The organism is Mesorhizobium sp. M1322 (genome assembly GCF_040318085.1).
Classification (GTDB): domain Bacteria; phylum Pseudomonadota; class Alphaproteobacteria; order Rhizobiales; family Rhizobiaceae; genus Mesorhizobium.
Map to the genome: position 1 here is coordinate 1 of NZ_JAMYLP010000060.1, position 24,777 is coordinate 24,777.

Consider the following 24,777-nt stretch of genomic DNA (forward strand, 5'->3'; position numbering starts at 1 on the left):
TCGTAAAGCTGGCCGATATGGCCTTGCCGGGTAAGCACCGTCACGGCGGCGTCGGCAATGTCGTCGGCGTCGACGAACGGCTCTCCGACAGTGCCGACCGGCAAAGCCACCTCACCGGCGAGCAGCGGATCGAGCAAAAAACTCTCGCTGAAATTCTGGGAAAACCAGGCGCAGCGCAGGATTGTCCAGTCGCCGCCTGAGGCTTTCAGCATCTCTTCAGCGCGTTGCGCTTCCGTTTCTCCGCGCCCCGACAGTAGCACCAGTCGGCGCACACCGCGCTCAACGGCAAGATTGGCGAAGGCGCCGACCGCTTCGGCCGCACCGGGCACCGCAAGATCAGGATAGTAGCTGGTGTAGACGGCGCCGACACCGTCAAGCGCGGCGGCCCAGGTCATGTTGTTTTCCCAGTCGAAGGGTGGCGTGCCCGAGCGCGAGCCGATCCGTACCGGCAAGCCCTGCGCCGTCAGCTTGTCCGCGAGACGACGGCCGGTTTTGCCGGTGCCGCCGAGGATCAAAATCGGTTTCCTTGCTGTGTCGATCATGGTGATTTCCTTTGCTCGCAAAACATGAGTAGTCCTCACATTTGCGAAACGTGATAAACCCTCGTATTTTGTGAGTCAAGCCAATTTGTTGATCATTCGCCGGGAGACAGTGATGGAAGGCTCGACCGTAGCGGGTTCACAGGATGGCCAGATCGCATCGCCGCGCCGGGCGCCAAGCCAGCAACGCAGCCGCGAGCGAGTCGAGCGGATGCTGGCCGCCGCTTCCGCGCTGATCGCCGAGCAAGGCAGCGACGCCATGCGCATGGGCGAGGTGGCGGAACGGGCCGGCGTGTCGATCGGTTCGCTCTACCAGTTCTTCCCGGACAAGCGGGCAGTCATCTGGGCACTGGCCGAGCGTTACACCGCCGAAAGCCAGGCCTGCATCGCGGCAGCACTTGCCGAGGTCAACGACGCGGAAGGGCTGCGGCGGGCGTTTTCGGAGCTGGTGGATATCTATTACGGGCTGTTCCTGGCGGAGCCGGTGATTCGCGACATCTGGTCGGGCACACAGGCCGACAAGGCGCTGCGCGAACTCGAGCTCGCCGACAGCAGGGCCAATGCCGAATTGCTCACCGCGGTGCTGAAGCGGCTGCGGCCCACCGCCGATCCGGCGGCGCTGGAAACGACGGCGCTTCTCATCTGGCAGATGGGCGAGGCCACTATGCGGCTGGCGATCTCGGTCGGTCGAAAAGAAGGCGACGATCTGGTCGCCGCCTATAAGCGGATGGCGCTGCGCGAACTGGTTGGCGAATAGAGCCGAGACTACCGGCCGAAATAGTCCCGTAGCATTTCCGTGCGCTCATCTTCCTCGCACATCGCCATGCGGCCGAGACTGAACCGGCCTCTATGAAGGGCCACAACAGCCAATGCGCAGTTAATGGTTGGGTCATCCGCCGAAATTGCCAGATCCCGCAAGGCCAATTTGAAAAGGATCTGCCACGCAGTTTTGTAGTGTGGTTCGATCCAGTCCGGAATCGGCGGGTTCCGGTCGTAGGCCAATCGCGCTTCTTCGATCGTGGCGGCCAGACCGTAGGCTCCCCAATATACTGGAGTTTGGCCTTTGGAGATGCGAGCCAGTTCCACAACGGCGGCGTAAGATGCGTCTCCAACATCCCCCTGATGATGCAGTTCGTTCCAGAGCTCGTCCCAGACCGACTTGTCACCGTAGTGAACGGCCAGCCTTCGCAAGGCGGGTCTTGGATCGTAGACGACGTTGTATCCGCCCCTGAGGCCGGACCATCGTCCATCGTTGAACGCCATCATGTTGCTGTCCTTCGCCAACCCGTCGACCCTCCTGTCGCGGGTAGCTCCAGTCAACAAAAAAACCCGCCACGAGGGCGGGTTCTTCGATCCGAAAAAGGGCCTGCGGCTTAGAGGCCAAAACCTTCGAAACGCTTCTTGAACTTCGACAGGCGGCCACCGCGGTCGAGCAGGGTCTGCTGGCCGCCGGTCCAGGCCGGATGGGTGGTCGGGTCGATGTCGAGGTTCATCGTGTCGCCCTCCTTGCCCCAGGTCGAACGGGTCATGTATTCGGTGCCGTCGGTCATGACGATCTTGATGGTGTGGTAGTCGGGATGGATGTCGGTCTTCATTGTGCTATTCCTGGTTCGCCGGCGCTGCTGACGGGCATAAAGCCTGCGTCGATGCGCCCCTTTTTAAAACTCGAAGCCGCAGCTATTGAGGAGCCACGGCTTTTAAAAACGGTCGGCGAGCCTATACATCAGCCGGAATTGAATCACAAGGCCGCGGCAAGCGCATATTAAGGCGCATACAAAAAGAGCCAGAGGAAACGGTCATGGCGCACACCAGCGGCGATGCAGACGAGCGTAGGCGCTCGCTCAAGCCGCTGCGGCGCCTGTTCCCCTATATCACCCGCTACCGGAAGATGGTCATTGGCGCGGTCGTCTCGCTGACTGTAGCGGCGGCGACGACGCTGGCGCTGCCGCTGGCCGTGCGGCGAATGATCGACCACGGCTTTTCAGCTTCCGATTCCAGTTTCATCGCCGAGTACTTCGCCATGCTGGTGGTAATGGCTGCCTTGCTCGCCGCGGCGTCGGCCAGCCGCTACTATTTCGTCATCACGCTGGGCGAGCGCGTCGTCGCCGACATCCGCAGCGATGTGTTCCGCCATGTCACGACGCTGTCGCCATCCTTCTTCGACACCGCCCAGTCGGGCGAGATCGTGTCGCGGCTCGCCGCCGACACGACGCAGGTCAAGTCGGCGGTCGGTGCCACCGCTTCGGTGGCGTTGCGCAATGTCATCCTGGGCCTCGGCGCCGTGGCGATGATGGTCTTCACCAGCCCGAAGCTGTCGGGCCTCGTCATTGCCGCCATCCCGGTGATCGTACTGCCGCTGGTCGCCTTCGGCCGCTCGGTGCGGCGCAAATCACGGCTGGCGCAGGACACGCTGGCCGACGCCACGGCCTATGCCAGCGAGCAGATCGGCGCAGTGCGCACGCTGCAGGCCTTCACCAACGAGAAGCTGGTCACCGGGCGTTTTTCATCGGCCGTGGAAGCCGCCTTCGAGGCGGCGCGATCCTCGATCTTTGCCCGCTCCTTGCTCACCTTCTTCGCCATCTTCATGATCTTTTCCTCGGTCGTGGCGGTGCTGTGGTTCGGTTCGCGCGACGTGCTCGACGGCACGCTGTCGCCGGGTACGCTCTTCCAGTTCCTGCTCTATTCGGTGTTCGCCGCCGGCGCCCTCGGCGCGCTGTCGGAAGTGTGGGGCGAGCTTTCCCAAACGGCGGGTGCTGCCGAACGGCTGACCGAGATCCTGGCCGAGAAGCCCGCGATCCAAGCCCCCGCACATCCGAAACCGCTGCCGGCGACGGCAAGGGGCGCGATAAGTTTCGACGACGTATCGTTCTCCTATCCGGCCGGGCCCGACCGCGCTGCCGTCCACGGCCTGAGTTTCCAGGTCAAGCCTGGCGAGACGGTGGCGATCGTCGGCCCCTCCGGCGCCGGCAAGAGCACCGTCTTTTCACTGCTTCTGCGCTTCTACGACCCCGAGACCGGCAAGATCATGATCGACGGCGTCAATGTGCGCGAGGCCGACCCCGTCGCCATACGAGAGCGCATTGCTATCGTGCCGCAGGATGTCACCATCTTCGCGGCCAGCGCGCGTGACAATATCGGCTTCGGCCGTCCGGACGCCAGCCAGGCCGAGATCGAGGCGGCGGCCAAGGATGCGCTTGCCGACGAATTCATCCTGAAGCTCGAGAAAGGCTATGACAGCCAGGTCGGCGAGCGCGGCGTGACGCTGTCCGGCGGCCAGCGCCAGCGCGTGGCGATTGCCCGCGCCATATTGCGCGATGCGCCGATCCTTCTGCTCGACGAAGCGACCTCGGCGCTCGACGCCGAAAGCGAGACGCTGGTGCAGACGGCGCTGGAGCGGCTTATGCAGGGCCGCACCACCATCGTTATCGCCCACCGGCTGGCGACGGTGCTGAGGGCCGATCGGATCCTGGTCATGGATGGCGGCTGCATCGTCGAGGAAGGCACCCACCAGAGCCTCGTTGGCAAGGGTGGCATCTATGCGCGGCTGGCCAAGCTGCAGTTCGAAACCGGGGCAAATGCTTTCAAGGGTGCCGCGGAGTAGCATCGGGCAACGCTGATGGGTCACCCTCCAGCCAGCCGACAGGCTGCTGAAGTATTTATCAGCCACCGAAGACTGGGCGTTTGCTGCGTCGATAAGCGATGAAGAGTGGAACTCCGACGAGCAAGGACAGTAAAAACGTGCTGGCGATAACTTGTCGTTGTTCCATGGCCGGGTCGCTGACCTTCACCTTCGCGGGCGACGGGTCTTCGTAAGTAAGATCATACTGCCACTGGATGTTGTCTGCGATGTCGTCAACGGATTTCAGATAATCGACGATCGCCTTGGCCGGTACCTCCGTCTGCAATGTCCGGAAGTCCCAACCAACACGAAATTCGGTTGGGGTGTTACTCCAGGATGCCTTGAGCGAAACATAGGGCGTAACGACGTCCTTTATCTGCTCCCCGGAAACCTGGCTTTCAGATTGCGTATTTTGATGCTGTAGCGCTTGTAAAATGGAGTGCCGAGAGAAACGGGACCGATCCTGCCGACCATCGTTGGAGTCGGAAGACTGCTCCCGAGATCGGCCTTGATGGTAAATTGCTTGGCGAGGTCGTTGGACGCCAGCGCATCTGCCGGCAACTGGTAACTCTCTTTGACACTCAGCACGTTGCCGTCGCGGCGATCGACGATATCCAGTCCGGCGACGCTTCGGATACCGGGATACTGCTTGCTGTAGTACTGCAGATAGGTGTTGGAAAGATCGGTCAACGACTGGCTGGCCAGTTTTTGACGCATCCAGTCGGCGTTGGCGTCCCCATACATCGAGAAGACCGTCAGGGTCAGCGGGTCGCCCGACTTCTTTGGAAAGTCGAATTGTTCCTCAACCTGGACCGACGGAGTGGTAAGCACCGGACTTGGCATCTTTTCCAATCCGCCAGTGCTGGAAAGCGGCAGCGCGAAGCCGTAGTCGGGTTCCGCGAAATTGCTCGCCTTGCCTCCCTGAAGATCATTGGTGGCGTCCAGCCAATATGTCTGGGTTCCGATCTTTACCTTCACGATAGCATGATCGAAATTGCTAAGCGCCGGCAGATGCTGATCCAAGGCCCGGCCTTGGTCGAGATCCGCCAGGGCGACTTCGGCAGAGATGCCAAGTCGCACGAGCGACGAAGCAAGCAGCAATGCCTTGTCCTTGCAATCACCAAATCCGCTACGCAGGACAGTCGCAGGGTCGCGCGGAATGTGAGATCCGGCGCCAATCGACAGGCTGACATAGCGTATCTGGTCCTGCACCAATCGCATCGTCTGGACCATCCGGTCCGCGGGCACGGGATGCTTGATGGCTATAGCGTCGAGCTTTGCGGCGAAGTCGGCAGGAAAGCTGGTCACGGGCTTATAATGGGCCGCAACTGCATCGACCACTTTGCCAATTCGCAGTGGAGGACACATCGACAGAGCCCCAGGCCGGATACTCCGCCGGCAGATTGTCCTCAACCTTGATCGGTTTCGGGTTTGCAATTTCCCACAAATAGACACTGTCCGATCCCGATGAAGAGATCGAAGGCTTGAGTTGGGTTCCCCGTGCCTTGACGTGCATCGGCTGGGCGGTCGGCCAGGTGATGATGGCCCTGATAAGCGCTACCGGCTCGTCCCATTCGGACGCGAAACTTTTGAAGAAAAGGTCTTTCCCGACGAGCGGGGTTATCTCATAGGTCGATCCATAGTCGATGATGTCGCCGACGCGCACGTCATCGATATTGGCATGCGCTGTCAGCCAGCCATCGAAGACGCCTTTTTCGGCGTCTCTTTCCTTGCGGAAAATGTCGAATTTGACGTCTTCCAGCCGGTCCAGCACGGCGCCATCGCGGATGATGTGAAGATGGTTGAACGTGACCTTATGCCGGGACGGATCGAACTGCAGGTCGATCCGCGCGCCCTGTTCGAGGCCGGGGCGGTCGACGATTTTGTAGACGGTGCGCCAGTATTCGACATAGCCGACGGCGCGGTGCTTGATCTGATCGTCCGAAAGCAGCCATGAAATGCCGTTTTTGACCTGATCCGATCGCGCCGGGTCGGCAGCCGGAATATCAACCCGCTTTACCCAGCTTTCCGCAGGGCCCTTGGGAACCATGTCGTCAGACATGGCGGGAGAACTCAAACCGATCAATAAGATGAAAAATACGACGAGGCACCCTAAAGGCTTGACCTCGCGAAAACTGATACAGGCCGACATCTGCCCCCGCAGAGTTGAAGACAGCTCTTTCTCTGAGGCTTTCCAGTCAAACTAAAGTCTGGCCGTGCAGATTTTTACAGCCTGCAGTAGCAGGAAGCGACTTGGGGATGGCGGTGTTCAGGCGCCGTAGCGCTTCTTCAGGTGATCGGTGAAATGCGCGGCGTTGAGTTTCTCGCCGGTGGCGCGTTCGAGCAGGTCGGGCGTCGACCAGCGCGAACCTTGCGACCAGATCCTTTCACGGCGCCAGTCGTTGATCGCCGCGAAATTTCCCGTGGCGAGGTCTTCGTCGGCCGAAGGATGGTCTCTGGTCAGCGCCGCCCATTGCTGCGCCGCCATCATGGCGCCCAGCGTATAGGACGGGAAATAGCCGAAGGCGGCACCCGGCCAGTGCACGTCCTGCATCGGCCCGTCGGCCGGATTGTCTGATGTCGACAGGCCAAGATAGTCGCGCATCTTGGCGTCCCAGGCTTCGGGCAGGTCGGCGGCCTCCAGCCGCCCCGAGACAAGCTCCTGCTCCAGCTCGTAGCGCAGGATGACGTGCAGCGGATAGGTGACCTCGTCGGCGTCGACGCGAATCAGCCCGCGCTCGACCCTATGAACATGCGGCAGGATGTCGTCGATCGACCAGGTCTCGCCCAGGTGCCGTTCGACCACCGGCAGCGCCCAGCGCCAGAATTCTGGATTGCGGCCGATCTGCTTTTCGACGAACAGGCTCTGGCTTTCATGCACGGCCATGCCGCGCGCCTTGCCGAGCGGCCAGTGCGCCCACGCCTTCGGCAGGTTCTGTTCGTAAAGCGCATGGCCGGTCTCGTGCAGCACGCCCATCAGCGCCGACAGGAAATCGGAGGTCTTGTAGCGGGTGGTGATGCGCACGTCGCTCGGCACGCCGCCGCAGAACGGATGATGCGATACCGAAAGCGAGCCGTGGGTGAGGTCGAAGCCGACCGCCGCCATCATGGCGAGGCCAAGCTCGCGCTGCTTTTCGATCGCGTAGCTGCCCGAAAGCGGCTTCAGAGGGTTTTTCGCCAGTCGCTCTTCCTGCACGGCCAGTGCCTCCGGCACGAAATCCCTGAGGAAGGTCTTCAGCTCGGCGAAGACCGGCGTGATGTCGGCGGCGCGGTTACCGGGATCGTACTGCTCCATCAGTGCGTCATACGGATCGAGGCCGAGCACGTCGGCGCGAAGCGCTGCTTCCTCGCGCACCAGGGCCACGACGCCTTCGAGCGCCGGCAAAAACCCTACCCAGTCGTTCTTTGCTCGCAGGTCGCGCCAGAGCTGCTCGGAGCGCATGCGCGCGGTCGTTTGGCGCTCGACGAATTCGACCGGCAGGCACGTCAGATTGGTATACTGCCGCCGGAACTCCTTGACCGCTGCCTGCTGTTCCTCGTTCAGCGTCTCCTGTTCGGCCGCTGCGATCCAGTCGGCGATCTCCGGCGCGGTCGCTCTGGCGTGATGCATGCCAGCCAGCGCCGACATCGCCTCTGCGCGCTTTTCGCCGCCGCCGACGGCCATGTGGGTCGCCTCGTCGGCGGCGAGAATGGCGAGCGCATGCTCCAGCGCTTCGAGCTTGTGACCGAGATCGTCGAGTTTTTGAAAGGACATGGTGGGTTCCGCTGAATTTGAACGGCGGGAAAAGATACCAATGCGGTGATATTGGCAACCCTGAAGGCCGTCGGCGATGGGCACATTGGTTGCTAGCACGATGCATGCCGCAATGCGTCTTGCGGGAGCGGTGGCGTGCGTGATCAATAGAGCGAGGCGGCGCCAGGCCGCGACGGCAGACGAAGCATGATCGCCAATGTGCTGGTCGGGCTGGTGGCGCTGGTTCACCTCTACATCGTCTATCTGGAGATGGTGCTGTGGAACACGCCGCGCGGCCACAAGGCGTTCAAGCTGACGCCGGAATTCGCCAGCGCATCGAAAGTGCTTGCGGCCAACCAGGGGCTTTACAACGGCTTTCTCGCAGCCGGGCTAATCTGGGGGCTTTACCTCGGCGAGGCCGGTTTCCAGATCAAGGTTTTTTTCCTGCTCTGCGTCGCCATCGCCGGCCTCTACGGTGCGGCGACGGTCGATAGGAAAATCCTCTACATCCAGACCGCACCGGCGGCAGCTGCTCTGATCGTACTTTGGCTGGGCGCATGACCCCGAAAAATCGGAATCAAGTTTCGCGAGGGTTCTTGCGCGGATTTGCTGCGCGAGCCTTCGGGTTTCCGGCCTTGCTAGCCCGCACTGGCCCCCGTAAATGCGGTCGCCTCCTGGAGCCGGGGCGATCAGCGCTCGGTCAGTTTCAGCTCGATGCGGCGGTTCTTGTTGCGCGCGTCTTCGGTGTCGGCGGGGTCGAGCGGCTGGAATTCGCCGAAGCCGGCCGCAACCAATCGGTTGGCCGGCACGCCGTTCTCGATCAGGAACTTCACCACGGAGGTCGAGCGCGCCGTGGACAATTCCCAATTGTCGCGGTAGCGGCCGGTGCCCGACAGCGGCTTGTCGTCGGTGTGGCCGTCGACGCGCAGCACCCAGTTGATCTCCGGTGGGATCTCCTTCTGCAGGTCGATAATGGCGTCGGCGAGCTTCTTCATCTCGTCCTTGCCGGCGTCGTTGATCACTTCGGAGCCTGTGGGGAAAAGCACTTCCGACTGGAAGACGAAACGGTCGCCGACGATGCGGATGTTCTCGCGGTCGGCGAGGATTTCGCGCAAGCGCCCGAAGAAGTCGGACCGGTAGCGGTTCAGTTCCTGCACGCGTTGCGCCAGCGCGACGTTCAGGCGGCGGCCGAGATCAGCGATCTTGGTGTTGGACTCGCGGTCGCGCGTTTCGGACACGTTGAGCGCTTCTTCGAGCGCTCCGATCTGCCTGCGCAGCGCCGAGATCTGCTGGTTGAGGATTTCAACCTGGCTCAGTGCCTGCTGGCTGATCTGGCGCTGGTTGTCGAGTTCACCCGAAAGCGCCGTGGCGCGCTGGTTGGCCGCGTCGCCGGCCCCGGCGCCTTGCGCCAGCAATTGCTCGAGCCGGCTCTTTTCCGCCTCAGTCGCCGACAGCGACGCCTGCAGATTGGCGAGCGAATCTTCCTTGTCCTGCGTCGTCGAGCGCTCCAGCGCCAGAAGCTGGGTCAGTTCGTTGATCTGCGAATTAAGGCGGTTGAGCACCGTGTCCTTGCCGGAGATTTCGCGGCCGAGCAGGAACTGCGCCAGCACGAAGACCGTGAGCAGGAACATGATCGCCAGCAGCAACGTCGACAGCGCGTCGACGAAGCCCGGCCAGTAATCGATACGGCGATCGGTACGCCGGCTCCTGGCGAGAGCCATGCTAATGGACTCCAGTCTTCTTCAGCGCGTCGGCGATCTTCTCCAGCGTGTTGCGCATCGCCTTCTGCTCGTCCGACTGGGCCTCGACCCAGTCGCGCATGATCTGCTGCTCCGAGCGCATGTTCTTGACCAGGCCCGAAATGCCGTCGGCAAGGTTGGCCATGGCGGTGGCGACACGCGGATTGGCGCCGCCGCCGTTCTCCTGCATGCTGCGCAGTCTTTCCGACAGGACGCGGATCTCGTCGGAGGATTCGGTCTTGGCCGGTTCGGCGACAACAATATCGGACGACAGGTCGGTGACCGAGGACAGCCAGTTTTCGAGCTCGGTGTAGAAGCGTGTCTGGGCGCGGCCAGCCTGCAGGTCGAGGAAGCCGAGCACCAGGGAACCGGACAGGCCGAACAGCGAGGACGAGAAGGCGGTGCCCATGCCGGCCAACGGCGCGGAAAGCCCCGCCTTCAAAGATTCGAGCACGGCGGCCGCATCGCCGGTGCCGGGATCGAGCGACTCGATGGTTTCGCGGATCGAGCCGATCGTGTTGAGCAGGCCCCAGAAGGTGCCGAGCAGGCCAAGGAACACCAGCAGCCCGACAAGGTAGCGCGACGTGTCGCGGCTTTCGTCGAGGCGGGTGGCGATCGAATCGAGCATGGTGCGCATCGAGCTGGTCGAGAAGGCGATCGTCGACGAGCGGCCGATCATCGCCTTCATCGGCGCCAGCAGCACCGGTTCGGTGGTTTCGGAGCCGGCCCGAAAGGAGTTGACCCAGCGCACTTCGCGAAACAGCCGGCCGACCTGCACGAAGGCCAGCAGGATACCGACCACAAGCACGCCGATGATCAGGCCGTTGAGACCGGGATTGGTGGCAAAGGCGGTCGAGATCTGACGGGTCAGGATGGCGGCGATGAAGGCGACGATCATCAGGAAGATGACCATGGTCAGCAGAAAAACCTGCGGGCTCGACAATTTGTGCGGGTCGTACCTCAGAACGTCGGAGCGTCTGCCCATGCCGAACGATTTGAGAAAAGCCATCCGTGCCCCGTTTCCGATGCCACTGCCGTCAATTCACGTTTGACGGCGACTCTAAACGCAATTGTGACCAAATTGAATGGCGCTTGGCAATATTGCCAAGCGGGCCATTGGCGTCAGAGTCGGTTGATGACCAGGCAGTCGACATGGCGGCCAGATGCAGGCCGGCGCCGGTGACGACAAAGCCGTGCCACAGAACATTGTGGAAGCGCAGCCCCTTCCAGGCGAAGAAGATGACGCCGCCGGAATAGACGATGCCGCCGGCAACGATCAGCGCGATCGACGTTGTCGGCAATGTCTGGACGAGCGGCTCGACAAGAACGATGCCGCTCCAGCCGATGGCGAGATAGAAGACGATCGCCAGCCGGTCGAAGCGACCGGGAAGAAGCACTTTGATGGCGATGCCGATCGCTGCCGCGACCCAGACCAGGACGATCATCGAGATGGCCAGCCGCGAGCCGTCGAGCTGGGCGAGGAAAGGCGTGTAGGTCGCGGCGATCAGCAGATAGATCGCGGCATGGTCGAAGCGCCGCAATATCCACTTGGTTGGCGACGACTCCGGCCACAGATTGTAGGCCAGCGACACCGACAGTACGGTGAGCAGCGAAACCACGTAGAAAGCGGCGGCGATATATTCGCCCGGACCGGCACGGAAGGCGGCCAGCGCCAGTAGCGCCGAGCCGGCGGCAATGGCGAGCACGATCCCCACTGCATGGACGATGCCGTCGGCGATCATTTCGGCGCGCGAATAGTGCCAGCGTCCCATGAAGGGGATTTCGATCTGGGATTCGGGCCCGATATGCGTCATGAATGATCCTGCATCCCCCTTATCTGGGCGGATGCCGGACAGTATTTCAAGCTTTGGTTGCGGTTTTGCGACTGCGGCGGTTCAGCGCGCCAAGTCCGCTAGCTGGAGCCTAGCACGGCGTCACCGGCTTCCTCACGGTCTTCAACAGCGCACGCTGGATGATCTCGTTGCCGACGACGATGGAACCGCCATCCAGCATGTTCTGCCCGCCGGCGAAGTCGGAGATGAAGCCGCCCGCCTCGCGGATAAGCAGGATGCCGGCGGCGACATCCCAGGCCGACAGGCCGGTTTCCCAGAACCCGTCCATGCGGCCGGCGGCGACGTAGGCGAGATCGAGCGAGGCGGAGCCGAGGCGGCGCACGCCCGAGACTTCGGCCATCACGTTGCGCAGCTCGACCAGGAAATTGCCGTGCTGGCCGCGCCCGAGATGCGGCACACCGCAGCCGATCACCGCGTCGATCAGCTTGGTGCGGCCGGCGACGCGCAGCCGGCGATCATTCATGAAGGCGCCGCCGCCGCGCTCGGCGGTGTAGAGTTCGTCCATCGCCGGATTGTAGACGACGCCGGCGACGATCTGGCCCTGGCGCTCCAGCGCGATCGAGATGGCGAAGAGCGGAATGCCGTGCAGGAAATTGGTGGTGCCGTCGAGCGGGTCGACGATCCAGCGGTGCTGGCCGTCATCGCCCTCGATCAGGCCGCGTTCCTCCATCAGGAAGGCATACCCCGGCCGCGCCTTCGATAGCTCGGTGAAGAGTATTTCCTCTGCCTTGCGGTCGGCTTGGCTGACATAGTCGCCCGGCCCCTTCATCGAGACCTGCAGGTTCTGGACTTCGCCGAAATCGCGCGACAGCGAGCGCCCGGCCTTCATGGCGGCCTGGACCATTACATTGAGGATCGCGGAACGCGCCATTGTGTCTCTTCCTGCTGCCGCGCCTATTTGCTTTGAGGCATGATCTTATCAAAAAAGTCTGCAACTTTTTGGGATCATGCCTTAGTCGGCGCGGCGCACGTAAGTGATTTCGTTGGTGTCGACGATGATACGTTCGCCCGAACCGATGAAGGGCGGCACCAGCACGCGGATGCCGTTCTCCAGTATCGCCGGCTTATAGGATGAAGCGGCCGTCTGACCCTTCACCACCGGATCGGCCTCGGTGATGGTCAGCGTCACCTGGTCGGGCAGTGAAATGCCGATCGGCCTTTCATCATAGAGCTGCACCGTCACCATCATGCCGTCCTGCAGGAAGGCGGCGCGATCGCCGACGAAATCCTTTTGCAGTTCAAGCTGCTCGTAGCTTTCCGTGTCCATGAACACCAGCGCTTCGCCCTGCTCGTAGAGGTAGGAGAAATCTTTCATCTCCAGCCGGATCTGTTCGACGGTTTCGGCGGAGCGGAAACGCTCGTTGAGCTTAGTGCCGTTGATCAGGTTCTTCAGCTCGACCTGGTTGTAGGCGCCGCCCTTGCCGGGCTTGACAGCGTTGGTTCTGACCGCCACCCACAGGCCGCCATCATGCTCGATGACGTTGCCGGGACGGATTTCGTTGCCATTGATCTTGGCCATGCTGATGTGATCCGGAATGAGATTTTCGCCGTGAAAGCGATTTGGCGCCTCCAAGACCACAAATCGCCAGGAGAGGCAAGGGAGTGGACAGGAGGGGAACGGGGGGCGGAGCTATCCCCTCGTCAGCATCCGTTGCCAGATAATTCACCGTCCGCGGCGCTTTACGGCAGGCGGTTGGCCTTCTGCAGCGCCTGCTTCGTCTGGTCGTCGGTCAGGCCCTGCAGAAAATCGTCCATCTGCGGATCGATCAGCCCGGCGCGGCGTGCGACGACATACCAGGCGCCGGCAAGGATCGGATCCGGATCGGTGCCGATGCCGCTCATGTAAAGCTTGGCGAGGCGGTTCTGGGCGGCGACATTGCCACCCTCGGCGGCCTGTTTCATCCAGCCGAAGCCGGACTTCAGGTCGCGGGCGCCACCACGTCCCTCGATCATCCAGGCGGCGAGATCGATCTGCGCCGTATCGTAGTTCTGCCGTGCTGCCTGCGCCAGCAGGCCTCGCGCCTGGACATCGTCGCGTAGCTTGCCGCCGACGCCATTGGCATAGACCTGCGCCATCGCATATTGCGCGTCGGCAAGGCCGGTCGCGGCGGCGCGCTGATAATAGGACACCGCCTTTGCGATGCCGGCATCGCCGGGGTCCTGCTGGACCAGCAGCTGCGCGAAATTGAACTGCGCCAGACGGTTGCCGGCCTCGGCGGCGGCCTGCATCAGCGCGTAGGCCCCTTTCTCGTCCTTCTTGACGTAGCGGCCGTCGAGCAGCATCAGCGCATATTGGAACTGCGATTCCGGTATGCCCTGCTCGGCGGCAAGCGCGTACCACTTTGCCGCCTCCGCCGCGTTGACCGGCACGCCAAGACCGCGCGACAGTATCTCTGCGATCAATGTCTGCGCCGCCGGATCGCCGTTCTGCGCGCGAACCAAAGCGAGGTTGTAGGCCGTCTTGTAAAGGCCGCGCTGGAAGGCGCCATAGGCAGAATCCGACGGCTTAGTACCGAAGCGGTCGGGATTGATGGCGTCGGCCGACGGCAGCGGCGCCGTGGTGGCGGGCTGCGGCAGCGGCGTGGCGATCGGCTTGTCCGTGTGTGCGCCGATATCGGGTTTGGGTTGCGCCGATGGTACGGTTTCCGCCATGGCGGCCTGCACCGTGAGCGCCGCAAACAAAGCACTGAAAAGGATTGTCCGCGCCGGCACGTCAGTCCTCGAAACGCGGCGCGGTTTCGTCGAGCAGCGCATTGGCGCTGGCGACTGCCATCTTTGAGTCGACGCCGTCGGCAAAGACGGCGCTGGACAGCGCCACGAATTCGGCGCCGGTGGCAGCCACCGCTTCCACCGAAGCGATGTCGGAACCGGCCATGACGATGCAAGGGATCTGGATCACATCCGCCCACCATTGCCCCAGCGACAGGTTGCGCGGGTGCGGCTCCGGCTTGTTGTCGTAGCCGAAGCGGCCGAAGAAGATGTAGTCGGGCCTGAGCTCACCGAGTTCCAGCGCATCGTCGCGTGTCTTGGCGCCGCCGGTGCCGACCATCATTTTTGCCTGGAAGCGTTCGATCGTCTCGGCGAGTTCGGCCTTGCCGACCTCGACATGGATGCCATCGGCCTGGACGCGGCCGGCGATGCGGGTGTCGCCGGCAATGACGACAGCGACGCCCGCCGCTTGCGCCGCCGGCACGATCTGTTCGGCGAAGGCCTGGAAGGAGGCTTCGTTCATGCCGTTTTCGGGCAGGATGAGCGAGGCGACGTCGCCGCCCTCGAACGCCGCGCCGATGCGCTCAGCCGGCACGCCGGGCGGCGCGATCAGCACGATGCGGCAGCGATTTGGAGGCGTTGCGTCGTTCATTGGTTTTCGATCCCGGTTTTCGCCTATGCCGGGCGAAGATGGTTGCATTGCGGCATAGAGCAAAGTGCCGGCGTTGAACAGGCGGGCGGGGCAGGATCATTGGCGCATGATTGTCGTCCGGCGACGTTCTTCGCTCACTCGATTGCCTGGAGGCTCTCGGCTGGAATCTTCGATTTCCACAGTCTCCAGCCAAGATTCATGCCGGCGGCAGCGACCAGGATGGCGGCGGCGCCGACGATCTGGGCCGGATGCAGCCGGTGGCCGAAGGCGACGACATCCACCAGGATCGCGACCACAGGGTAGATAAACGACAGCGACCCCTGCAGATGCGTTGGCAGTTTCTGAATGGCGCCGTACATCAGGATGTACATCAGACCGGTATGGACGACACCAAGCGTCGCCAGCATGCTCCAGCTCCACGCATCGGCGGGAAGATGGGAAAAGTTGGCGAAGGGTGCCAGCATGACGACGCCGACGCTGACCTGGATCAGGGCGATCAGGTGCGGTGGCGTGCCTCTGAGCTTCTTGGTGACGATGGCGGCGACGGCCCAGAAGAAAGCTGCACCCAGCGCCATCGCGATGCCGGTAAAATAATCCGTGCCGACATTACCTGTATTGGGGCCTGCGTCAGGCGAGCCTTGCACGATCAGCAGCATGCCAGCGAAGGCGATGCCAAGCCAGGCCAGCTTCGTCATGGTCAGCCGCTCTGAGAAGAAGAGCGCGCCAAAGCCGACCAGCATGAAGGGCTGCGTGTTGTAGACAGCCGTGGCGATCGAGATCGAGGCGCGGGAAAACGAGCTGAACAGCAGCAGCCAGTTGATGACGATGGCAGCACCCCCGAGAGCCGCGATCGCCACGATGCGCAGCGGCAGCCTGCCGCGCAGCAGCCCCAGGGCAGCGCAGATGATCAGCAGCGTTATCGCGCCGAAGGCACAGCGCCAGAAGACGACGTCCATGATGGGCTGGCCCGACATGACGACGAACCATCCGATCGTGCCCAGGATCGCCATTGCGGCCGTCATTTCGATCGTGCCGCGCACCGTGCTGTCCATGAAGAGTACCTCTCGAGACCCTGATGGTTGATAATCCCATGCGGCACCAGCCCTTTCCATAATTTGCGCTAGGTGATATGCTAGTAATGCCTAATTAAATAAGGTGATGACGGCCTTCTTCTTGGGAATGTTAAATGCTGGACGATCTGGACCGACGCCTTCTCGAAATCTTGATCCGGGATTCACGAACCTCGTTGAAGGAACTGGCCCAGCAGGTCGGGTTGTCGTCGCCAAGCGTTTCGGAGCGGCTTCGGCGTCTCGAGGATCGCGGCGTCATCCGGGCCTTCACCGTCGAGATCGACCCGCAAGCGCTCGGCTACTCGCTGCAGGCGATCGTTCGCATCCGGCCCTTGCCGGGCAAGCTGCACATTGTCCAGAAGCTGATTGAGGAGATCCCGGAGTTTGGCGAATGCGACAAGGTGACGGGCGACGACTGCTTTGTTGCCCGGCTGTTCGTGCGCTCGATCGGCGATCTCGACAAGCTTCTCGACCGTATCGCCGACAAGGCCGAAACCAGCACAGCCATCATCAAGGCGCAGCCGATCCGCAGGCGCCCACCGCCGCTCGCCGCAACCGCCATCTCAAAAACGTGACAGGCCTCAGCGCTCACGACGCACAGCGTGTGTGTGTGCACATTTGCAGTCGCGGCGCGAAAGTTTATCGGCTATTCCAGCGTCTACACGCTTTCCCTCCAACTGCTCCCCGCCGATGTCAGGTCTGCTGCTCGATCCGTGGTTCTATGCCGCCGCCATTCCAGCCGTCATCCTGGTCGGTCTGTCCAAGGGCGGCTTCGGCGGCGCGGTCGGCTTCGTCGGCGTGCCGCTGATGGCGCTGGCCATGCCGCCGGTGCAGGCCGCCGCCATCCTGCTACCTATACTGTGCCTGATGGACATCGTCTCGGTGTGGACATGGTGGGGTGTCTACGACCGCAAGATGCTTGCAGACATGATGCCGGGGGCGGTGATCGGCATCGGCCTTGGCTGGCTGACCGCGGCGCTCGTGACAGCGGAGATGGTGCGGCTGATCGTCGGCGCGGTGGCCATTATCTTCGTCCTTCGCTGGGTCTATCTACAGATGCGGCACGGTGCGAGCCACTCAGCCGAGCCCAACCGCGCGGCTGCAGCCTTCTGGGGGACGGTCGCCGGCTTCACCAGCTTCGTCGCCCATGTCGGCGGCCCGCCCTTTCAGGTCTATGCGCTGCCGATCCGGCTCGATCCAAAAGTGCTGTCGGGCACTGCCGCAATCTTCTTTGCCGCCACTAACGCATTGAAGCTCATCCCCTATTTTGCGCTGGGACAGTTCGACACCACTAACCTGACCGCGTCGGCGGTTCTGGTACCGCTGGCGCCGCTTTCGACCATCGCCGGCGCCTAGCTGGTGCGGCGGATGCGGCCGGAACTGTTCTACCCCTTCACCTACGCGACCGTCGCGGTCGTCGCGGTCAAGCTTCTGTGGGACGGGATCGCCGGCCTTCTATAGATCGCCGTGGCCGAGCTGCCATCAGCTTCACGGCAGATTTCGGGCGGCGCTTGGCGCCGGCATCGTTCAACGATTGCGCAAGCGCGTCGCGCTTTTTTCTGCTATTTCTGACAGCGCCGGGAAGGGTCGGGCACCACGCGACATCGTTCAGAAACATTGCCGATGCTAATGCGCCGATGCCGGGGACCCGGTGGCGGGTCGACCGCCTGAATTCAACCCATTCCCATGCCGGGAAAAGCAAATCGGGGGATTACTATGCAAAAGGTAGCACGAAATTTCTTTACGCTGGCCGTCATCTACGCGATGTTCGGGATGGCGCTCGGCCTTCAGATGGCGATCAGCCAGGACCATGCGCAGATGCCGACCCACGCCCACATCATGGTGGCCGGATGGCTGATGTCAGCGGTGTTCGCCTTCTTCTACCATCTGTTTCCGGCAGTCGCGGAAAAGAGGCTTGCCACCGTCCATTTCTGGTTGACGGCAATCAGTGGCATCGGCCTGTTGATCGGCCTTTACATCATGCTTGCCGGCAATCCGGCGATCGAGCCGCTGGTGGCAACGTCCTCCATGGGCTTTTACGCGGGATTGCTGCTGTTTGCCTACATCGCACTGCCGGTGGTTTGGAAAGCCGAGCGGCTTCCTGAGGCACAAAAGGCCTGAGTTCCAAAGGGTTTGAGCATGTGCTGTTACGGCACAGGCGGGCGACGCTTGTTCAAAAAATATCCGCGTCGTTAAGGCTTCATTAAGCTTTACAGGCGTTTACTATGTGCATCCAGTGATCTGGATTCTTACCGAGTGGTTGGAGCCACTTTGTTTGACGCCTCCCTGTTAAACTCCTGAGAGCCGCCTTATCCGCGGCTCTTTTTTTGCCCGCAAATCCGGATTGCCTGGTGTCTGCGCCGCCGTTAACCGTTTGTTAAACATGTGCTTGCCTTCACCCGCCCGGAAGCGCATTTTCAAGCCTCGGTCATATAGGGTGCAGGACGTGACGGCGATGACGCCGATTCGGCCGGCTGTAAGGCAAGTGCAGGGCGTATCGATGAACGACTCTTCGAAGGGAAGCGCGAAAACCATCAAGCTGGCGGAGCGCCGGGTTTTCTCCCAATCCTTCAAACCGCTCTACCAGGAAGGCATGGGCCTAGTCGAGCAGGCGGCCGAATATCTGGACGGCAAGGGCCGGGCGGAGGCGAAGAAACTGTCCAGGCTGGCGGCGACGCTCTATGCGGCCGAGTCGATGCGACTCACCACGAGGCTGATGCAGGTCGCCTCCTGGTTGCTTTTGCAGCGCGCGGCGAATTCAGGCGAGATGACCCGCGATCAGGTTGCATCCGAAAAATCCAAGGTGCGTCTCGACACCGCTTCCGCCAATAACGATGCCGCAGGCTGGGTCGAACTGCCCAAGGATTTTCTTGATCTCGTCAACCGTTCGCTGCGCCTGCAGGCGCTGGTGCGTCGCATGGACGAGGAAATCTACGGCGGCGCTGTGCCTGACGTGTCGCCATCCGGCCGCCGCGTCAATCCGGTTTCCGACCAGATCACGCTGCTCAACACGGCTTTTGCCCGCGGCTGACAGGCTGCTCGGGACGTAGCGGGAACCCGTTTCTGGTTTGTTCACATTTCGCTGGCATCGCTGTCCGCCAAAGGTAGACTTGGCGGATGGGGGAAACGATTCGCATCATCGGCATCGATCCGGGGCTTAGGCGTACCGGCTGGGGCATCGTCGAGAGCCTCGGCAATTCGCTGCGCTTCGTCGCCTCCGGCACCGTGCGTTCCGACGACAAGGCGGCGCTGGCGACGCGTCTTTGCCAGTTGCATGATGGGCTCGTCGAAATCCTGCATACCGCCATGCCGCACGAGGCGGCGGTCGAGCAGACTTTTGTCAACAAGGATGCGGCAGCGACGCTGAAACTCGGCCAGGCGCGCGGCATCGCCATGCTGGTGCCGGCGCGGGCAGGGCTGGTCGTTGCCGAATATGCGCCCAACGCCGTCAAGAAGGCGGTGATCGGCGTCGGCCATGGCGACAAGAAGCAGATCCACATGATGGTCAAGGTGCTGATGCCAAAGGCGACTTTCGACACCGACGATGCCGCCGACGCGCTGGCCATTGCCATCTGCCACGCGCATCACCGGCAGAGTGTCGTCTATAGGATGGCGGCGCTGGTCTAGAGCGACGTGCGTCCATGTGGACGCACAAAGTACGCTCTAGCACTTTGAATCCACGCATCGTGCTTTCCGAAAATCGATTCCGATTTTTTCGGGCCGATGCGATAAGTTTGTTCTTGACTTGTTCTCGGAGCGGCAATAAGTAATACCTGTGAGGTATTACCATGCGGGTAACGACCAAAGGACAGGTGACCATCCCGAAAGAGATACGGGATCGCCTGGGTATCGGCCCAGGCTCGGAGGTGGAGTTCTTGCCTGCCGACGACGGCGTCCGTGTTGTTGCGGTCAACGAAAATATTTCCGAAGAAGAGGCTTCCCGCAGGTTCAGCCAGCTGCTCGATCATATGGCCGGTACGTTGGATCTGGGAGGCATGACGACGGACGAATATATGGAGTGGCTGAGGGGTCCACGTGAAGATCTCGACATTGATTGACACAAATGTCCTGATCGATGTGTGGGGTCCTGCCGGGCGGGAGGCGAAGTGGTCGGTATCGGCGATCACCGCATGCCGGCGCGATGGCGCTCTCGTTATCAACACAATCGTCTGGTCCGAACTGGCGCCGCTGATAGCGACGGAGCCGGCACTTCGTAAAGCAGTCGAAACGCTCAAGATGGATCGCGAACTCTTGCCATGGGAAGCGGCATTCCTCGCCGGTGTAACGCATTCCCGCTATCGCCGCGCTGGCGGGGTGCGCGAACGAACCCTGCCGGATTTCTTCATTGGAGCCCATGCCGTCGTTGCTGGACATCGTTTGCTGACACGCGATGCCGCGCGCTATCGCAGCTACTTCCCGGACCTCGACATCATGTCTCCGGAAACCTATCCATGAGGCCTTTGTATACATGAGAGCTTTGGCATGATCGGCAAGCTCAAAGGCACGCTGGACGAAATCGACGAGGATTTCTGCATCGTCGACGTGCACGGCGTCGGCTATGTCGCCCACTGCTCGGCGCGTACGCTTGCCGCGTTGCCGGCACCCGGCGAGGCGGTGGTGCTGTTCATCGAGACCTATGTGCGCGAGGACATGCTGCGACTCTACGGTTTCCAGTCGGTGCTGGAGCGCGAATGGTTCCGGCTGCTGATGAGCAATGTGCAGGGCGTCGGCGCCAAGGTGGCGCTGGCCATCCTGTCGACGCTGGCGCCGGCCGATCTGGCCAATGCCATCGCGCTGCGTGATATTGCCATGGTCAGCCGCGCGCCGGGCGTCGGCAAGAAGGTGGCCGAGCGCATCGTCACCGAACTGAAGAATAAGGCGCCGGCCTACGCGGGCACTGCCTCCGGCACCATCGGCTTGAAGCAGGAGCTCGGCGAAGGCGTCGCACCGGCGCCGATCACCGACGCCGTCTCGGCGCTGGTTAATCTCGGCTATTCGCGCGACATCGCCGCCAATGCGGTGGCGGCGGCGCTGAAAAGCGCCGGCGACGATGCGGATGCATCGAAGCTGATCCGCTTCGGGCTGAAGGAACTGGCGCGGTGAATCGTTGCCCGAGAACTAAATTCCGACTAGGAACAAGAGCATGGGCGGATATGCGGGCTTGACCTCCAGGGGGCAGCTTACGATTCCAAAGAAAGTCCGGGACGAGTTGTCGCTCAAGGCAGGCGATACGATTGGGTGGACGGTCATGGATGGTCTTCTGATAGGAACGCCGCGCAATCTCGAATTTGCCGACCTCGCTGGATTTCTGGGTGATCCACCTGGCGGGCCTGCCACGCTGAAAGAGATCGACGCTGTGGTGAGAGATGCAGTGGGCCGCCATGTTGTTGGACAATACGACGAACGAAAGGATACCGAGTGACGTCAATCGGTGTCGATATCAACCTTTTGCTTCGGACAGTGCCCGCATGAGTCTTTCGCCACGCCTCATTGCTCCCGACAAGCGCGGCGAGGATGCCGAGCAGACCTTGCGGCCGCAGACGCTCGGCGACTTCGTCGGCCAGGCGGCGGTGCGGGCCAATCTCAAAGTGTTCATCGAGGCCGCCAAGGGCCGCAGCGAGGCGCTCGACCATGTGCTGTTCGTCGGCCCGCCCGGCCTCGGCAAGACGACCTTGGCGCAGATCATGGCGCGCGAGCTCGGCGTCAATTTCCGCTCGACCTCCGGCCCGGTCATCGCCAAGGCTGGTGATCTCGCAGCACTGCTCACCAATCTCGAAGACCGCGACGTGCTGTTCATCGACGAGATCCACCGGCTCAACCCGGCGGTCGAGGAAATCCTCTATCCGGCGATGGAGGATTTCCAGCTCGACCTGATCATCGGCGAAGGGCCGGCGGCGCGCTCGGTTAAGATCGACCTAGCCCGTTTCACCCTCGTCGCCGCCACCACCCGGCTCGGTCTTTTGACCAATCCGCTGCGCGACCGCTTCGGCATTCCGGTCCGCCTCAATTTCTACTCGGTCGAGGAACTGGAGCAGATCGTGCGTCGTGGCGCCCGTATCCTTGCGATGCCGCTCGGCGACGATGGCGCGCTGGAGATCGCGCGACGCGCACGCGGCACGCCGCGCATCGCCGGCCGGCTGTTGCGCCGCGTGCGCGATTTTGCCTCCGTCGCCGGCGACGGTCATGTCGACCGGCAGATCGCCGACGAAGCGCTGACGCGGCTGGAGGTCGATGCGCTCGGTCTCGACGCGCTCGACCGCCGCTATCTCTCGATGATCGCGCGGAATTTTGGCGGCGGGCCGGTCGGCATCGAGACGATCGCGGCGGGGCTTTCCGAGCCGCGCGACGCCATCGAGGACATCATCGAGCCCTATCTGATCCAGCAGGGTTTTATCCAGCGCACGCCGCGCGGCCGCGTGCTGACCGCTAATGCCTGGCGGCATCTCGGCCTCGATGCGCCAAAGGACTTGGCGCAGCAGCAGATCAGCCTGTTCCAGGAAGAGTAGCCGGGCGGCGTTGCGGCTTCATTCCTGCGCAAAATCTCCTAATTCTGGTCAGCTTGCCGGCGCATTTGCGGGCTCTAACGCTTCGCTGTGGGACCGTCCGTCCCACGAACCGTCGGAGCTGAGCGATGATCACCAGACGTGGCTTCCTGCGCCTCATCGGCGGTTCGTTCTTGTCGGCCGTGTCGCTCAGCGCTTATGCGGTTGGCCTCGAGCCGATGTTGCTGACGCATGTAAAGCGCTATTCATTGACGCCGCCAAACTGGCCTGCAGGATTGCGGCTTCGCGTCGTCGCTCTCGCCGATATCCATGCTTGCCGGCCATGGATGACGCCGGAGCGGATCAGGTCGCTTGCCGAACGGGCGAACAGCCTGCAGCCGGATCTGATTGTCCTGCTTGGCGACTATGCAGCCGGCACACGCCTGGTGACGGACTGGGTAGGTTCCTCCGAATGGGCGCCGGCCTTGTCCGGCCTGAAGGCGCCGCTCGGTGTGTGGTCGATCCTTGGCAACCACGACTGGTGGGAGGACCTTTCCGCGCAGAAGGCCGGGTTGGGGCCGACGGTGGCGCGCCGGGCTCTCGAAAGTGCCGGCATCCCGGTCCTGGAAAACGATGCCGTCCGCCTGGAAAAGGACGGGCATGGCTTCTGGGTCGCCGGACTTGCCGACCAGCTTGCGCTGCGGCCGGGCAAGGCCTGGGGCCGCAGCAGATTCAAAGGACTGGACGATCTGCGTGGCACGCTGGCAAAGGTGCGCGACAAGGCTCCCGTTATCCTGCTCGCGCATGAGCCGGACATATTCCCGAAGGTCTCGTCACGGGTATCGTTGACGCTTTCCGGTCATACCCATGGCGGGCAGGTGCGGCTGTTCGGCTATTCTCCGGTCGTGCCATCCCGCTCGGCAACCGTTTTGCCTATGGCCATGTCGTGGAGGAGAACCGTAACCTGATCGTCTCCGGAGGGCTCGGTTTCAGCATCCTGCCGGTGCGTTTTGGGATGCGCCCAGAGATTCTTTCGATCGAACTGGGTTCCGCCTGAACCGCTTCAACGAAGTGACTTGACCACGTCCATCACCTCCGGCTCCGCCTTCTCGCCATCGAAGGCGTCGACGATGCCGAAGGCGCCGCCATAGCTCCATACCGACCACGAGAAGCCATGGGCTTCTGCGCGCGCGATCATATCCCTGACATAAGCGGCGCGGTATTCGGCCGGCATCACATAGGCATTGCCGTATTCCTGGCGGATCATGCCGAATTCGCCCAGCGTGATGTTCTCTGGCTTGATGCCGTTGGCCTTTGCCCAGGCCTCGACCCTGGTGAATGCCGCATCCATCAGTCCGAGTAGCTTCTCGTCCGAGTCCATCCCGGCGACCTGCTCGTCGAGATAGGCGAGCAGCCCGCTCTGCCGCGTCCATGGCGCCTCGGCCTTGATCCTTGCGCGGATCGTATCGAGCGCTGCCTCCAGCTGGGCGCGCGGGACGGCGCTGAGCGGATAGGGCAGGCCGGTCACATAGGGGATGAAATCGCCGGCCCAGGTCGCGCCCTGATGGGTCAGCAGGAACGGGTCGTAGGTGTGAAAGGTCCAGATGATATTGTCGTCCGGGATCGCCTTCGGATCGATCTTTGCCAGCGATGCCGCATTGGAATAGCAGGCGCCGGTCAGGATCAGGGTGAGCTTCGTGGCCGACGAACGCGCCGCCGCGAACAGTCTCCGCTGGCGCTCCGGCCAGAGGCTGGTGCCGTCGGCGTCGCAGTCGACGACCGGCTCGTTCATCGCCTCGAAGGCGACTTGGCGCGGATTCTCATCGGCCAGCGTGCGCGCCATCCGGCGCACCATTTCGACATAGGCGTCGAAGGTCTGCGGGTCGTCCATCACCTGGCCCATGCCGATCTTGCGGTTGCTGCCGCTGGGGATCAGGTGCATGTCGACGATCACTTTCAGTCCGGCGCGATTGATCATGCGCACCGAGTCCAGCACGCTGGCATAGAGGTCGTCGCGCAACGCCAGCGTCTCGCCGGACAGGAACGGCGACGGATCGACCGGCATGCGCAGGAAATCGAAGCCAGCGCTCTTCAGCGCCTTGAGGTCATCGTCATTGAGGAACTTGCGCCATTCCGGATAGGGCATTATCGCCTGCCGGTCGCTCCATTCTTCCTCGCCCGGCCAGGTCGTCCATTGGTCGAGATTGAGGCCCCGCTTCATCGAAAAGCTCGCCGCCTGGCCCGGCGGCACCTGCGCGGCCAGCACAAGCAGCGCCGCCATCAAGGTCTTGATCATCGCCGTCAACAGTGCCATCGGGTTCTTGCGCCAAGCTAATGCGTGTCGCCCAAAACTGTGTAGCGGTTTTGGGACAACGACACGC

The 24,777-nt window shown here is 62.3% G+C and carries 27 protein-coding genes and 3 pseudogenes; 14 read left to right on the forward strand and 16 right to left on the reverse strand.

Features of this window, described 5'->3' with window-relative positions; all coding sequences use genetic code 11:
* A partial coding sequence (locus NKH12_RS20530; RefSeq protein ID WP_352954807.1) for an SDR family oxidoreductase occupies positions 1 to 542 on the reverse strand: 542 nt, incomplete at its 3' end.
* A 112-nt stretch (positions 543 to 654) separates the two neighbouring features.
* Here NKH12_RS20530 and NKH12_RS20535 point away from each other — a divergent pair.
* Positions 655 to 1,296, forward strand: coding sequence for a TetR/AcrR family transcriptional regulator (locus NKH12_RS20535; RefSeq protein WP_352954808.1), 642 nt, complete (start codon positions 655 to 657; stop codon positions 1,294 to 1,296).
* 8 nt (positions 1,297 to 1,304) lie between these two features.
* Here NKH12_RS20535 and NKH12_RS20540 read toward each other — a convergent pair whose 3' ends face one another.
* Together NKH12_RS20540 and rpmE are read right to left on the reverse strand one after the other, a co-directional pair.
* Entirely contained in the window at positions 1,305 to 1,823 is a 519-nt protein-coding gene (locus NKH12_RS20540) for a hypothetical protein (RefSeq protein ID WP_352954809.1), read from the reverse strand.
* Between the two features lie 89 nt (positions 1,824 to 1,912).
* The gene (gene rpmE / locus NKH12_RS20545) at positions 1,913 to 2,134 is read right to left on the reverse strand and encodes a 50S ribosomal protein L31 (protein WP_065011237.1); all 222 of its coding nucleotides are present in this window, start codon (positions 2,132 to 2,134) and stop codon (positions 1,913 to 1,915) included.
* 203 nt (positions 2,135 to 2,337) lie between these two features.
* Between rpmE and NKH12_RS20550 the strand changes: the two genes are divergently transcribed.
* The gene (locus NKH12_RS20550) at positions 2,338 to 4,140 is read left to right on the forward strand and encodes an ABC transporter transmembrane domain-containing protein (RefSeq protein WP_352954810.1); all 1,803 of its coding nucleotides are present in this window, start codon (positions 2,338 to 2,340) and stop codon (positions 4,138 to 4,140) included.
* Positions 4,141 to 4,198: 58 nt separating this feature from the next.
* On the opposite strand, the gene NKH12_RS20555 is transcribed toward NKH12_RS20550, so the two are convergent.
* From NKH12_RS20555 to NKH12_RS20570, 4 genes are all read right to left on the reverse strand, one after another.
* Positions 4,199 to 4,444 (reverse strand): hypothetical protein, encoded by a 246-nt coding sequence (locus NKH12_RS20555; protein WP_352954811.1) that lies wholly within the window; start codon positions 4,442 to 4,444, stop codon positions 4,199 to 4,201.
* Between the two features lie 86 nt (positions 4,445 to 4,530).
* Positions 4,531 to 5,499, reverse strand: a complete 969-nt coding sequence (locus NKH12_RS20560) for a transglutaminase-like domain-containing protein (protein WP_352954812.1) — start codon at positions 5,497 to 5,499, stop codon at positions 4,531 to 4,533.
* A complete protein-coding gene (locus tag NKH12_RS20565) occupies positions 5,471 to 6,220 on the reverse strand; it encodes a DUF3857 domain-containing protein (protein ID WP_352954813.1) in 750 nt (249 codons plus the stop codon). The genes NKH12_RS20560 and NKH12_RS20565 overlap by 29 nt, the downstream gene beginning before the upstream one ends.
* 207 nt (positions 6,221 to 6,427) lie before the next feature.
* On the reverse strand, positions 6,428 to 7,912 hold the full coding sequence (locus tag NKH12_RS20570; RefSeq protein ID WP_352954814.1) for a carboxypeptidase M32: 1,485 nt from the start codon (positions 7,910 to 7,912) through the stop codon (positions 6,428 to 6,430).
* A 186-nt stretch (positions 7,913 to 8,098) separates the two neighbouring features.
* On the opposite strand from NKH12_RS20570, the gene NKH12_RS20575 reads away from it, so the two are divergent.
* On the forward strand, positions 8,099 to 8,452 hold the full coding sequence (locus tag NKH12_RS20575; protein WP_352954815.1) for a DUF1304 domain-containing protein: 354 nt from the start codon (positions 8,099 to 8,101) through the stop codon (positions 8,450 to 8,452).
* Positions 8,453 to 8,580: 128 nt separating this feature from the next.
* Here NKH12_RS20575 and NKH12_RS20580 read toward each other — a convergent pair whose 3' ends face one another.
* The 8 genes and pseudogenes from NKH12_RS20580 to NKH12_RS20615 all read right to left on the reverse strand — a co-directional run bounded on the left by NKH12_RS20580 (position 8,581) and on the right by NKH12_RS20615 (position 15,896).
* Positions 8,581 to 9,612 (reverse strand): peptidoglycan -binding protein, encoded by a 1,032-nt coding sequence (locus tag NKH12_RS20580; protein WP_352954816.1) that lies wholly within the window; start codon positions 9,610 to 9,612, stop codon positions 8,581 to 8,583.
* A 1-nt stretch (position 9,613) separates the two neighbouring features.
* Positions 9,614 to 10,639 (reverse strand): MotA/TolQ/ExbB proton channel family protein, encoded by a 1,026-nt coding sequence (locus NKH12_RS20585; RefSeq protein WP_352954817.1) that lies wholly within the window; start codon positions 10,637 to 10,639, stop codon positions 9,614 to 9,616.
* Between the two features lie 113 nt (positions 10,640 to 10,752).
* Positions 10,753 to 11,444, reverse strand: a pseudogene (trhA, locus tag NKH12_RS20590) (PAQR family membrane homeostasis protein TrhA).
* A gap of 109 nt (positions 11,445 to 11,553) precedes the next feature.
* On the reverse strand, positions 11,554 to 12,354 hold the full coding sequence (locus tag NKH12_RS20595) for an inositol monophosphatase family protein (protein ID WP_352954818.1): 801 nt from the start codon (positions 12,352 to 12,354) through the stop codon (positions 11,554 to 11,556).
* An 81-nt stretch (positions 12,355 to 12,435) separates the two neighbouring features.
* Positions 12,436 to 13,002 carry an elongation factor P gene (gene efp, locus NKH12_RS20600; protein ID WP_352954819.1) on the reverse strand — a complete coding sequence of 189 codons (567 nt, stop codon included), beginning with the start codon at positions 13,000 to 13,002 and terminating at the stop codon, positions 12,436 to 12,438.
* A 161-nt stretch (positions 13,003 to 13,163) separates the two neighbouring features.
* Complete coding sequence (locus NKH12_RS20605) at positions 13,164 to 14,135, reverse strand: tetratricopeptide repeat protein (protein WP_352954820.1); 972 nt, start codon at positions 14,133 to 14,135, stop codon at positions 13,164 to 13,166.
* 61 nt (positions 14,136 to 14,196) lie between these two features.
* A complete protein-coding gene (locus NKH12_RS20610) occupies positions 14,197 to 14,844 on the reverse strand; it encodes a thiamine phosphate synthase (RefSeq protein WP_352954821.1) in 648 nt (215 codons plus the stop codon).
* 134 nt (positions 14,845 to 14,978) lie between these two features.
* Positions 14,979 to 15,896 carry a DMT family transporter gene (locus tag NKH12_RS20615; protein ID WP_352954822.1) on the reverse strand — a complete coding sequence of 306 codons (918 nt, stop codon included), beginning with the start codon at positions 15,894 to 15,896 and terminating at the stop codon, positions 14,979 to 14,981.
* 134 nt (positions 15,897 to 16,030) lie between these two features.
* Here NKH12_RS20615 and NKH12_RS20620 point away from each other — a divergent pair, with 134 nt between their 5' ends.
* From NKH12_RS20620 to NKH12_RS20670, 11 genes and pseudogenes are all read left to right on the forward strand, one after another.
* Positions 16,031 to 16,489, forward strand: coding sequence for an Lrp/AsnC family transcriptional regulator (locus NKH12_RS20620; protein ID WP_352954823.1), 459 nt, complete (start codon positions 16,031 to 16,033; stop codon positions 16,487 to 16,489).
* 115 nt (positions 16,490 to 16,604) lie between these two features.
* Positions 16,605 to 17,375, forward strand: a pseudogene (locus NKH12_RS20625) (sulfite exporter TauE/SafE family protein).
* A 255-nt stretch (positions 17,376 to 17,630) separates the two neighbouring features.
* Positions 17,631 to 18,035: a hypothetical protein gene (locus tag NKH12_RS20630; protein ID WP_352954824.1), complete on the forward strand. Its 405-nt coding sequence runs from the start codon at positions 17,631 to 17,633 to the stop codon at positions 18,033 to 18,035.
* A gap of 379 nt (positions 18,036 to 18,414) precedes the next feature.
* Complete coding sequence (gene rcdA / locus NKH12_RS20635; protein ID WP_352954825.1) at positions 18,415 to 18,945, forward strand: protease adaptor protein RcdA; 531 nt, start codon at positions 18,415 to 18,417, stop codon at positions 18,943 to 18,945.
* An 86-nt stretch (positions 18,946 to 19,031) separates the two neighbouring features.
* Positions 19,032 to 19,541, forward strand: a complete 510-nt coding sequence (ruvC, locus tag NKH12_RS20640) for a crossover junction endodeoxyribonuclease RuvC (RefSeq protein WP_352954826.1) — start codon at positions 19,032 to 19,034, stop codon at positions 19,539 to 19,541.
* A 161-nt stretch (positions 19,542 to 19,702) separates the two neighbouring features.
* On the forward strand, positions 19,703 to 19,972 hold the full coding sequence (locus NKH12_RS20645; protein WP_352954827.1) for an AbrB/MazE/SpoVT family DNA-binding domain-containing protein: 270 nt from the start codon (positions 19,703 to 19,705) through the stop codon (positions 19,970 to 19,972).
* Entirely contained in the window at positions 19,950 to 20,369 is a 420-nt protein-coding gene (locus NKH12_RS20650) for a type II toxin-antitoxin system VapC family toxin (protein WP_352954828.1), read from the forward strand. The genes NKH12_RS20645 and NKH12_RS20650 overlap by 23 nt, the downstream gene beginning before the upstream one ends.
* Before the next feature lie 27 nt (positions 20,370 to 20,396).
* Positions 20,397 to 21,017, forward strand: a complete 621-nt coding sequence (gene ruvA / locus NKH12_RS20655) for a Holliday junction branch migration protein RuvA (RefSeq protein ID WP_352954829.1) — start codon at positions 20,397 to 20,399, stop codon at positions 21,015 to 21,017.
* Positions 21,018 to 21,057: 40 nt separating this feature from the next.
* Positions 21,058 to 21,336 (forward strand): AbrB/MazE/SpoVT family DNA-binding domain-containing protein, encoded by a 279-nt coding sequence (locus NKH12_RS20660; protein ID WP_352954830.1) that lies wholly within the window; start codon positions 21,058 to 21,060, stop codon positions 21,334 to 21,336.
* Positions 21,337 to 21,382: 46 nt separating this feature from the next.
* Positions 21,383 to 22,420, forward strand: coding sequence for a Holliday junction branch migration DNA helicase RuvB (ruvB, locus tag NKH12_RS20665; RefSeq protein ID WP_027152903.1), 1,038 nt, complete (start codon positions 21,383 to 21,385; stop codon positions 22,418 to 22,420).
* A 125-nt stretch (positions 22,421 to 22,545) separates the two neighbouring features.
* A pseudogene (locus tag NKH12_RS20670) lies at positions 22,546 to 23,453 on the forward strand (metallophosphoesterase).
* A 6-nt stretch (positions 23,454 to 23,459) separates the two neighbouring features.
* Here NKH12_RS20670 and NKH12_RS20675 read toward each other — a convergent pair.
* Entirely contained in the window at positions 23,460 to 24,710 is a 1,251-nt protein-coding gene (locus NKH12_RS20675) for a glycoside hydrolase family 5 protein (RefSeq protein ID WP_352954831.1), read from the reverse strand.
* Positions 24,711 to 24,777 lie beyond the last annotated feature (67 nt).

Bases quoted from the DNA above. Each gene is read 5' to 3' on its own strand.
- NKH12_RS20605 (WP_352954820.1), bottom strand. From the start codon at position 14,135: ATGGCGGAAACCGTACCATCGGCGCAACCCAAACCCGATATCGGCGCA.
- NKH12_RS20535 (WP_352954808.1), top strand. From the start codon at position 655: ATGGAAGGCTCGACCGTAGCGGGTTCACAGGATGGCCAGATCGCATCG.
- NKH12_RS20630 (WP_352954824.1), top strand. From the start codon at position 17,631: ATGCAAAAGGTAGCACGAAATTTCTTTACGCTGGCCGTCATCTACGCG.
- NKH12_RS20565 (WP_352954813.1), bottom strand. From the start codon at position 6,220: ATGTCTGACGACATGGTTCCCAAGGGCCCTGCGGAAAGCTGGGTAAAG.
- rpmE (WP_065011237.1), bottom strand. From the start codon at position 2,134: ATGAAGACCGACATCCATCCCGACTACCACACCATCAAGATCGTCATG.
- NKH12_RS20550 (WP_352954810.1), top strand. From the start codon at position 2,338: ATGGCGCACACCAGCGGCGATGCAGACGAGCGTAGGCGCTCGCTCAAG.
- NKH12_RS20595 (WP_352954818.1), bottom strand. From the start codon at position 12,354: ATGGCGCGTTCCGCGATCCTCAATGTAATGGTCCAGGCCGCCATGAAG.
- rcdA (WP_352954825.1), top strand. From the start codon at position 18,415: ATGAACGACTCTTCGAAGGGAAGCGCGAAAACCATCAAGCTGGCGGAG.
- NKH12_RS20660 (WP_352954830.1), top strand. From the start codon at position 21,058: ATGGGCGGATATGCGGGCTTGACCTCCAGGGGGCAGCTTACGATTCCA.
- ruvA (WP_352954829.1), top strand. From the start codon at position 20,397: ATGATCGGCAAGCTCAAAGGCACGCTGGACGAAATCGACGAGGATTTC.
- ruvC (WP_352954826.1), top strand. From the start codon at position 19,032: ATGGGGGAAACGATTCGCATCATCGGCATCGATCCGGGGCTTAGGCGT.
- NKH12_RS20610 (WP_352954821.1), bottom strand. From the start codon at position 14,844: ATGAACGACGCAACGCCTCCAAATCGCTGCCGCATCGTGCTGATCGCG.
- ruvB (WP_027152903.1), top strand. From the start codon at position 21,383: ATGAGTCTTTCGCCACGCCTCATTGCTCCCGACAAGCGCGGCGAGGAT.
- NKH12_RS20645 (WP_352954827.1), top strand. From the start codon at position 19,703: ATGCGGGTAACGACCAAAGGACAGGTGACCATCCCGAAAGAGATACGG.
- NKH12_RS20575 (WP_352954815.1), top strand. From the start codon at position 8,099: ATGATCGCCAATGTGCTGGTCGGGCTGGTGGCGCTGGTTCACCTCTAC.
- efp (WP_352954819.1), bottom strand. From the start codon at position 13,002: ATGGCCAAGATCAATGGCAACGAAATCCGTCCCGGCAACGTCATCGAG.
- NKH12_RS20570 (WP_352954814.1), bottom strand. From the start codon at position 7,912: ATGTCCTTTCAAAAACTCGACGATCTCGGTCACAAGCTCGAAGCGCTG.
- NKH12_RS20615 (WP_352954822.1), bottom strand. From the start codon at position 15,896: ATGGACAGCACGGTGCGCGGCACGATCGAAATGACGGCCGCAATGGCG.
- NKH12_RS20675 (WP_352954831.1), bottom strand. From the start codon at position 24,710: ATGGCACTGTTGACGGCGATGATCAAGACCTTGATGGCGGCGCTGCTT.
- NKH12_RS20620 (WP_352954823.1), top strand. From the start codon at position 16,031: ATGCTGGACGATCTGGACCGACGCCTTCTCGAAATCTTGATCCGGGAT.
- NKH12_RS20580 (WP_352954816.1), bottom strand. From the start codon at position 9,612: ATGGCTCTCGCCAGGAGCCGGCGTACCGATCGCCGTATCGATTACTGG.
- NKH12_RS20585 (WP_352954817.1), bottom strand. From the start codon at position 10,639: ATGGCTTTTCTCAAATCGTTCGGCATGGGCAGACGCTCCGACGTTCTG.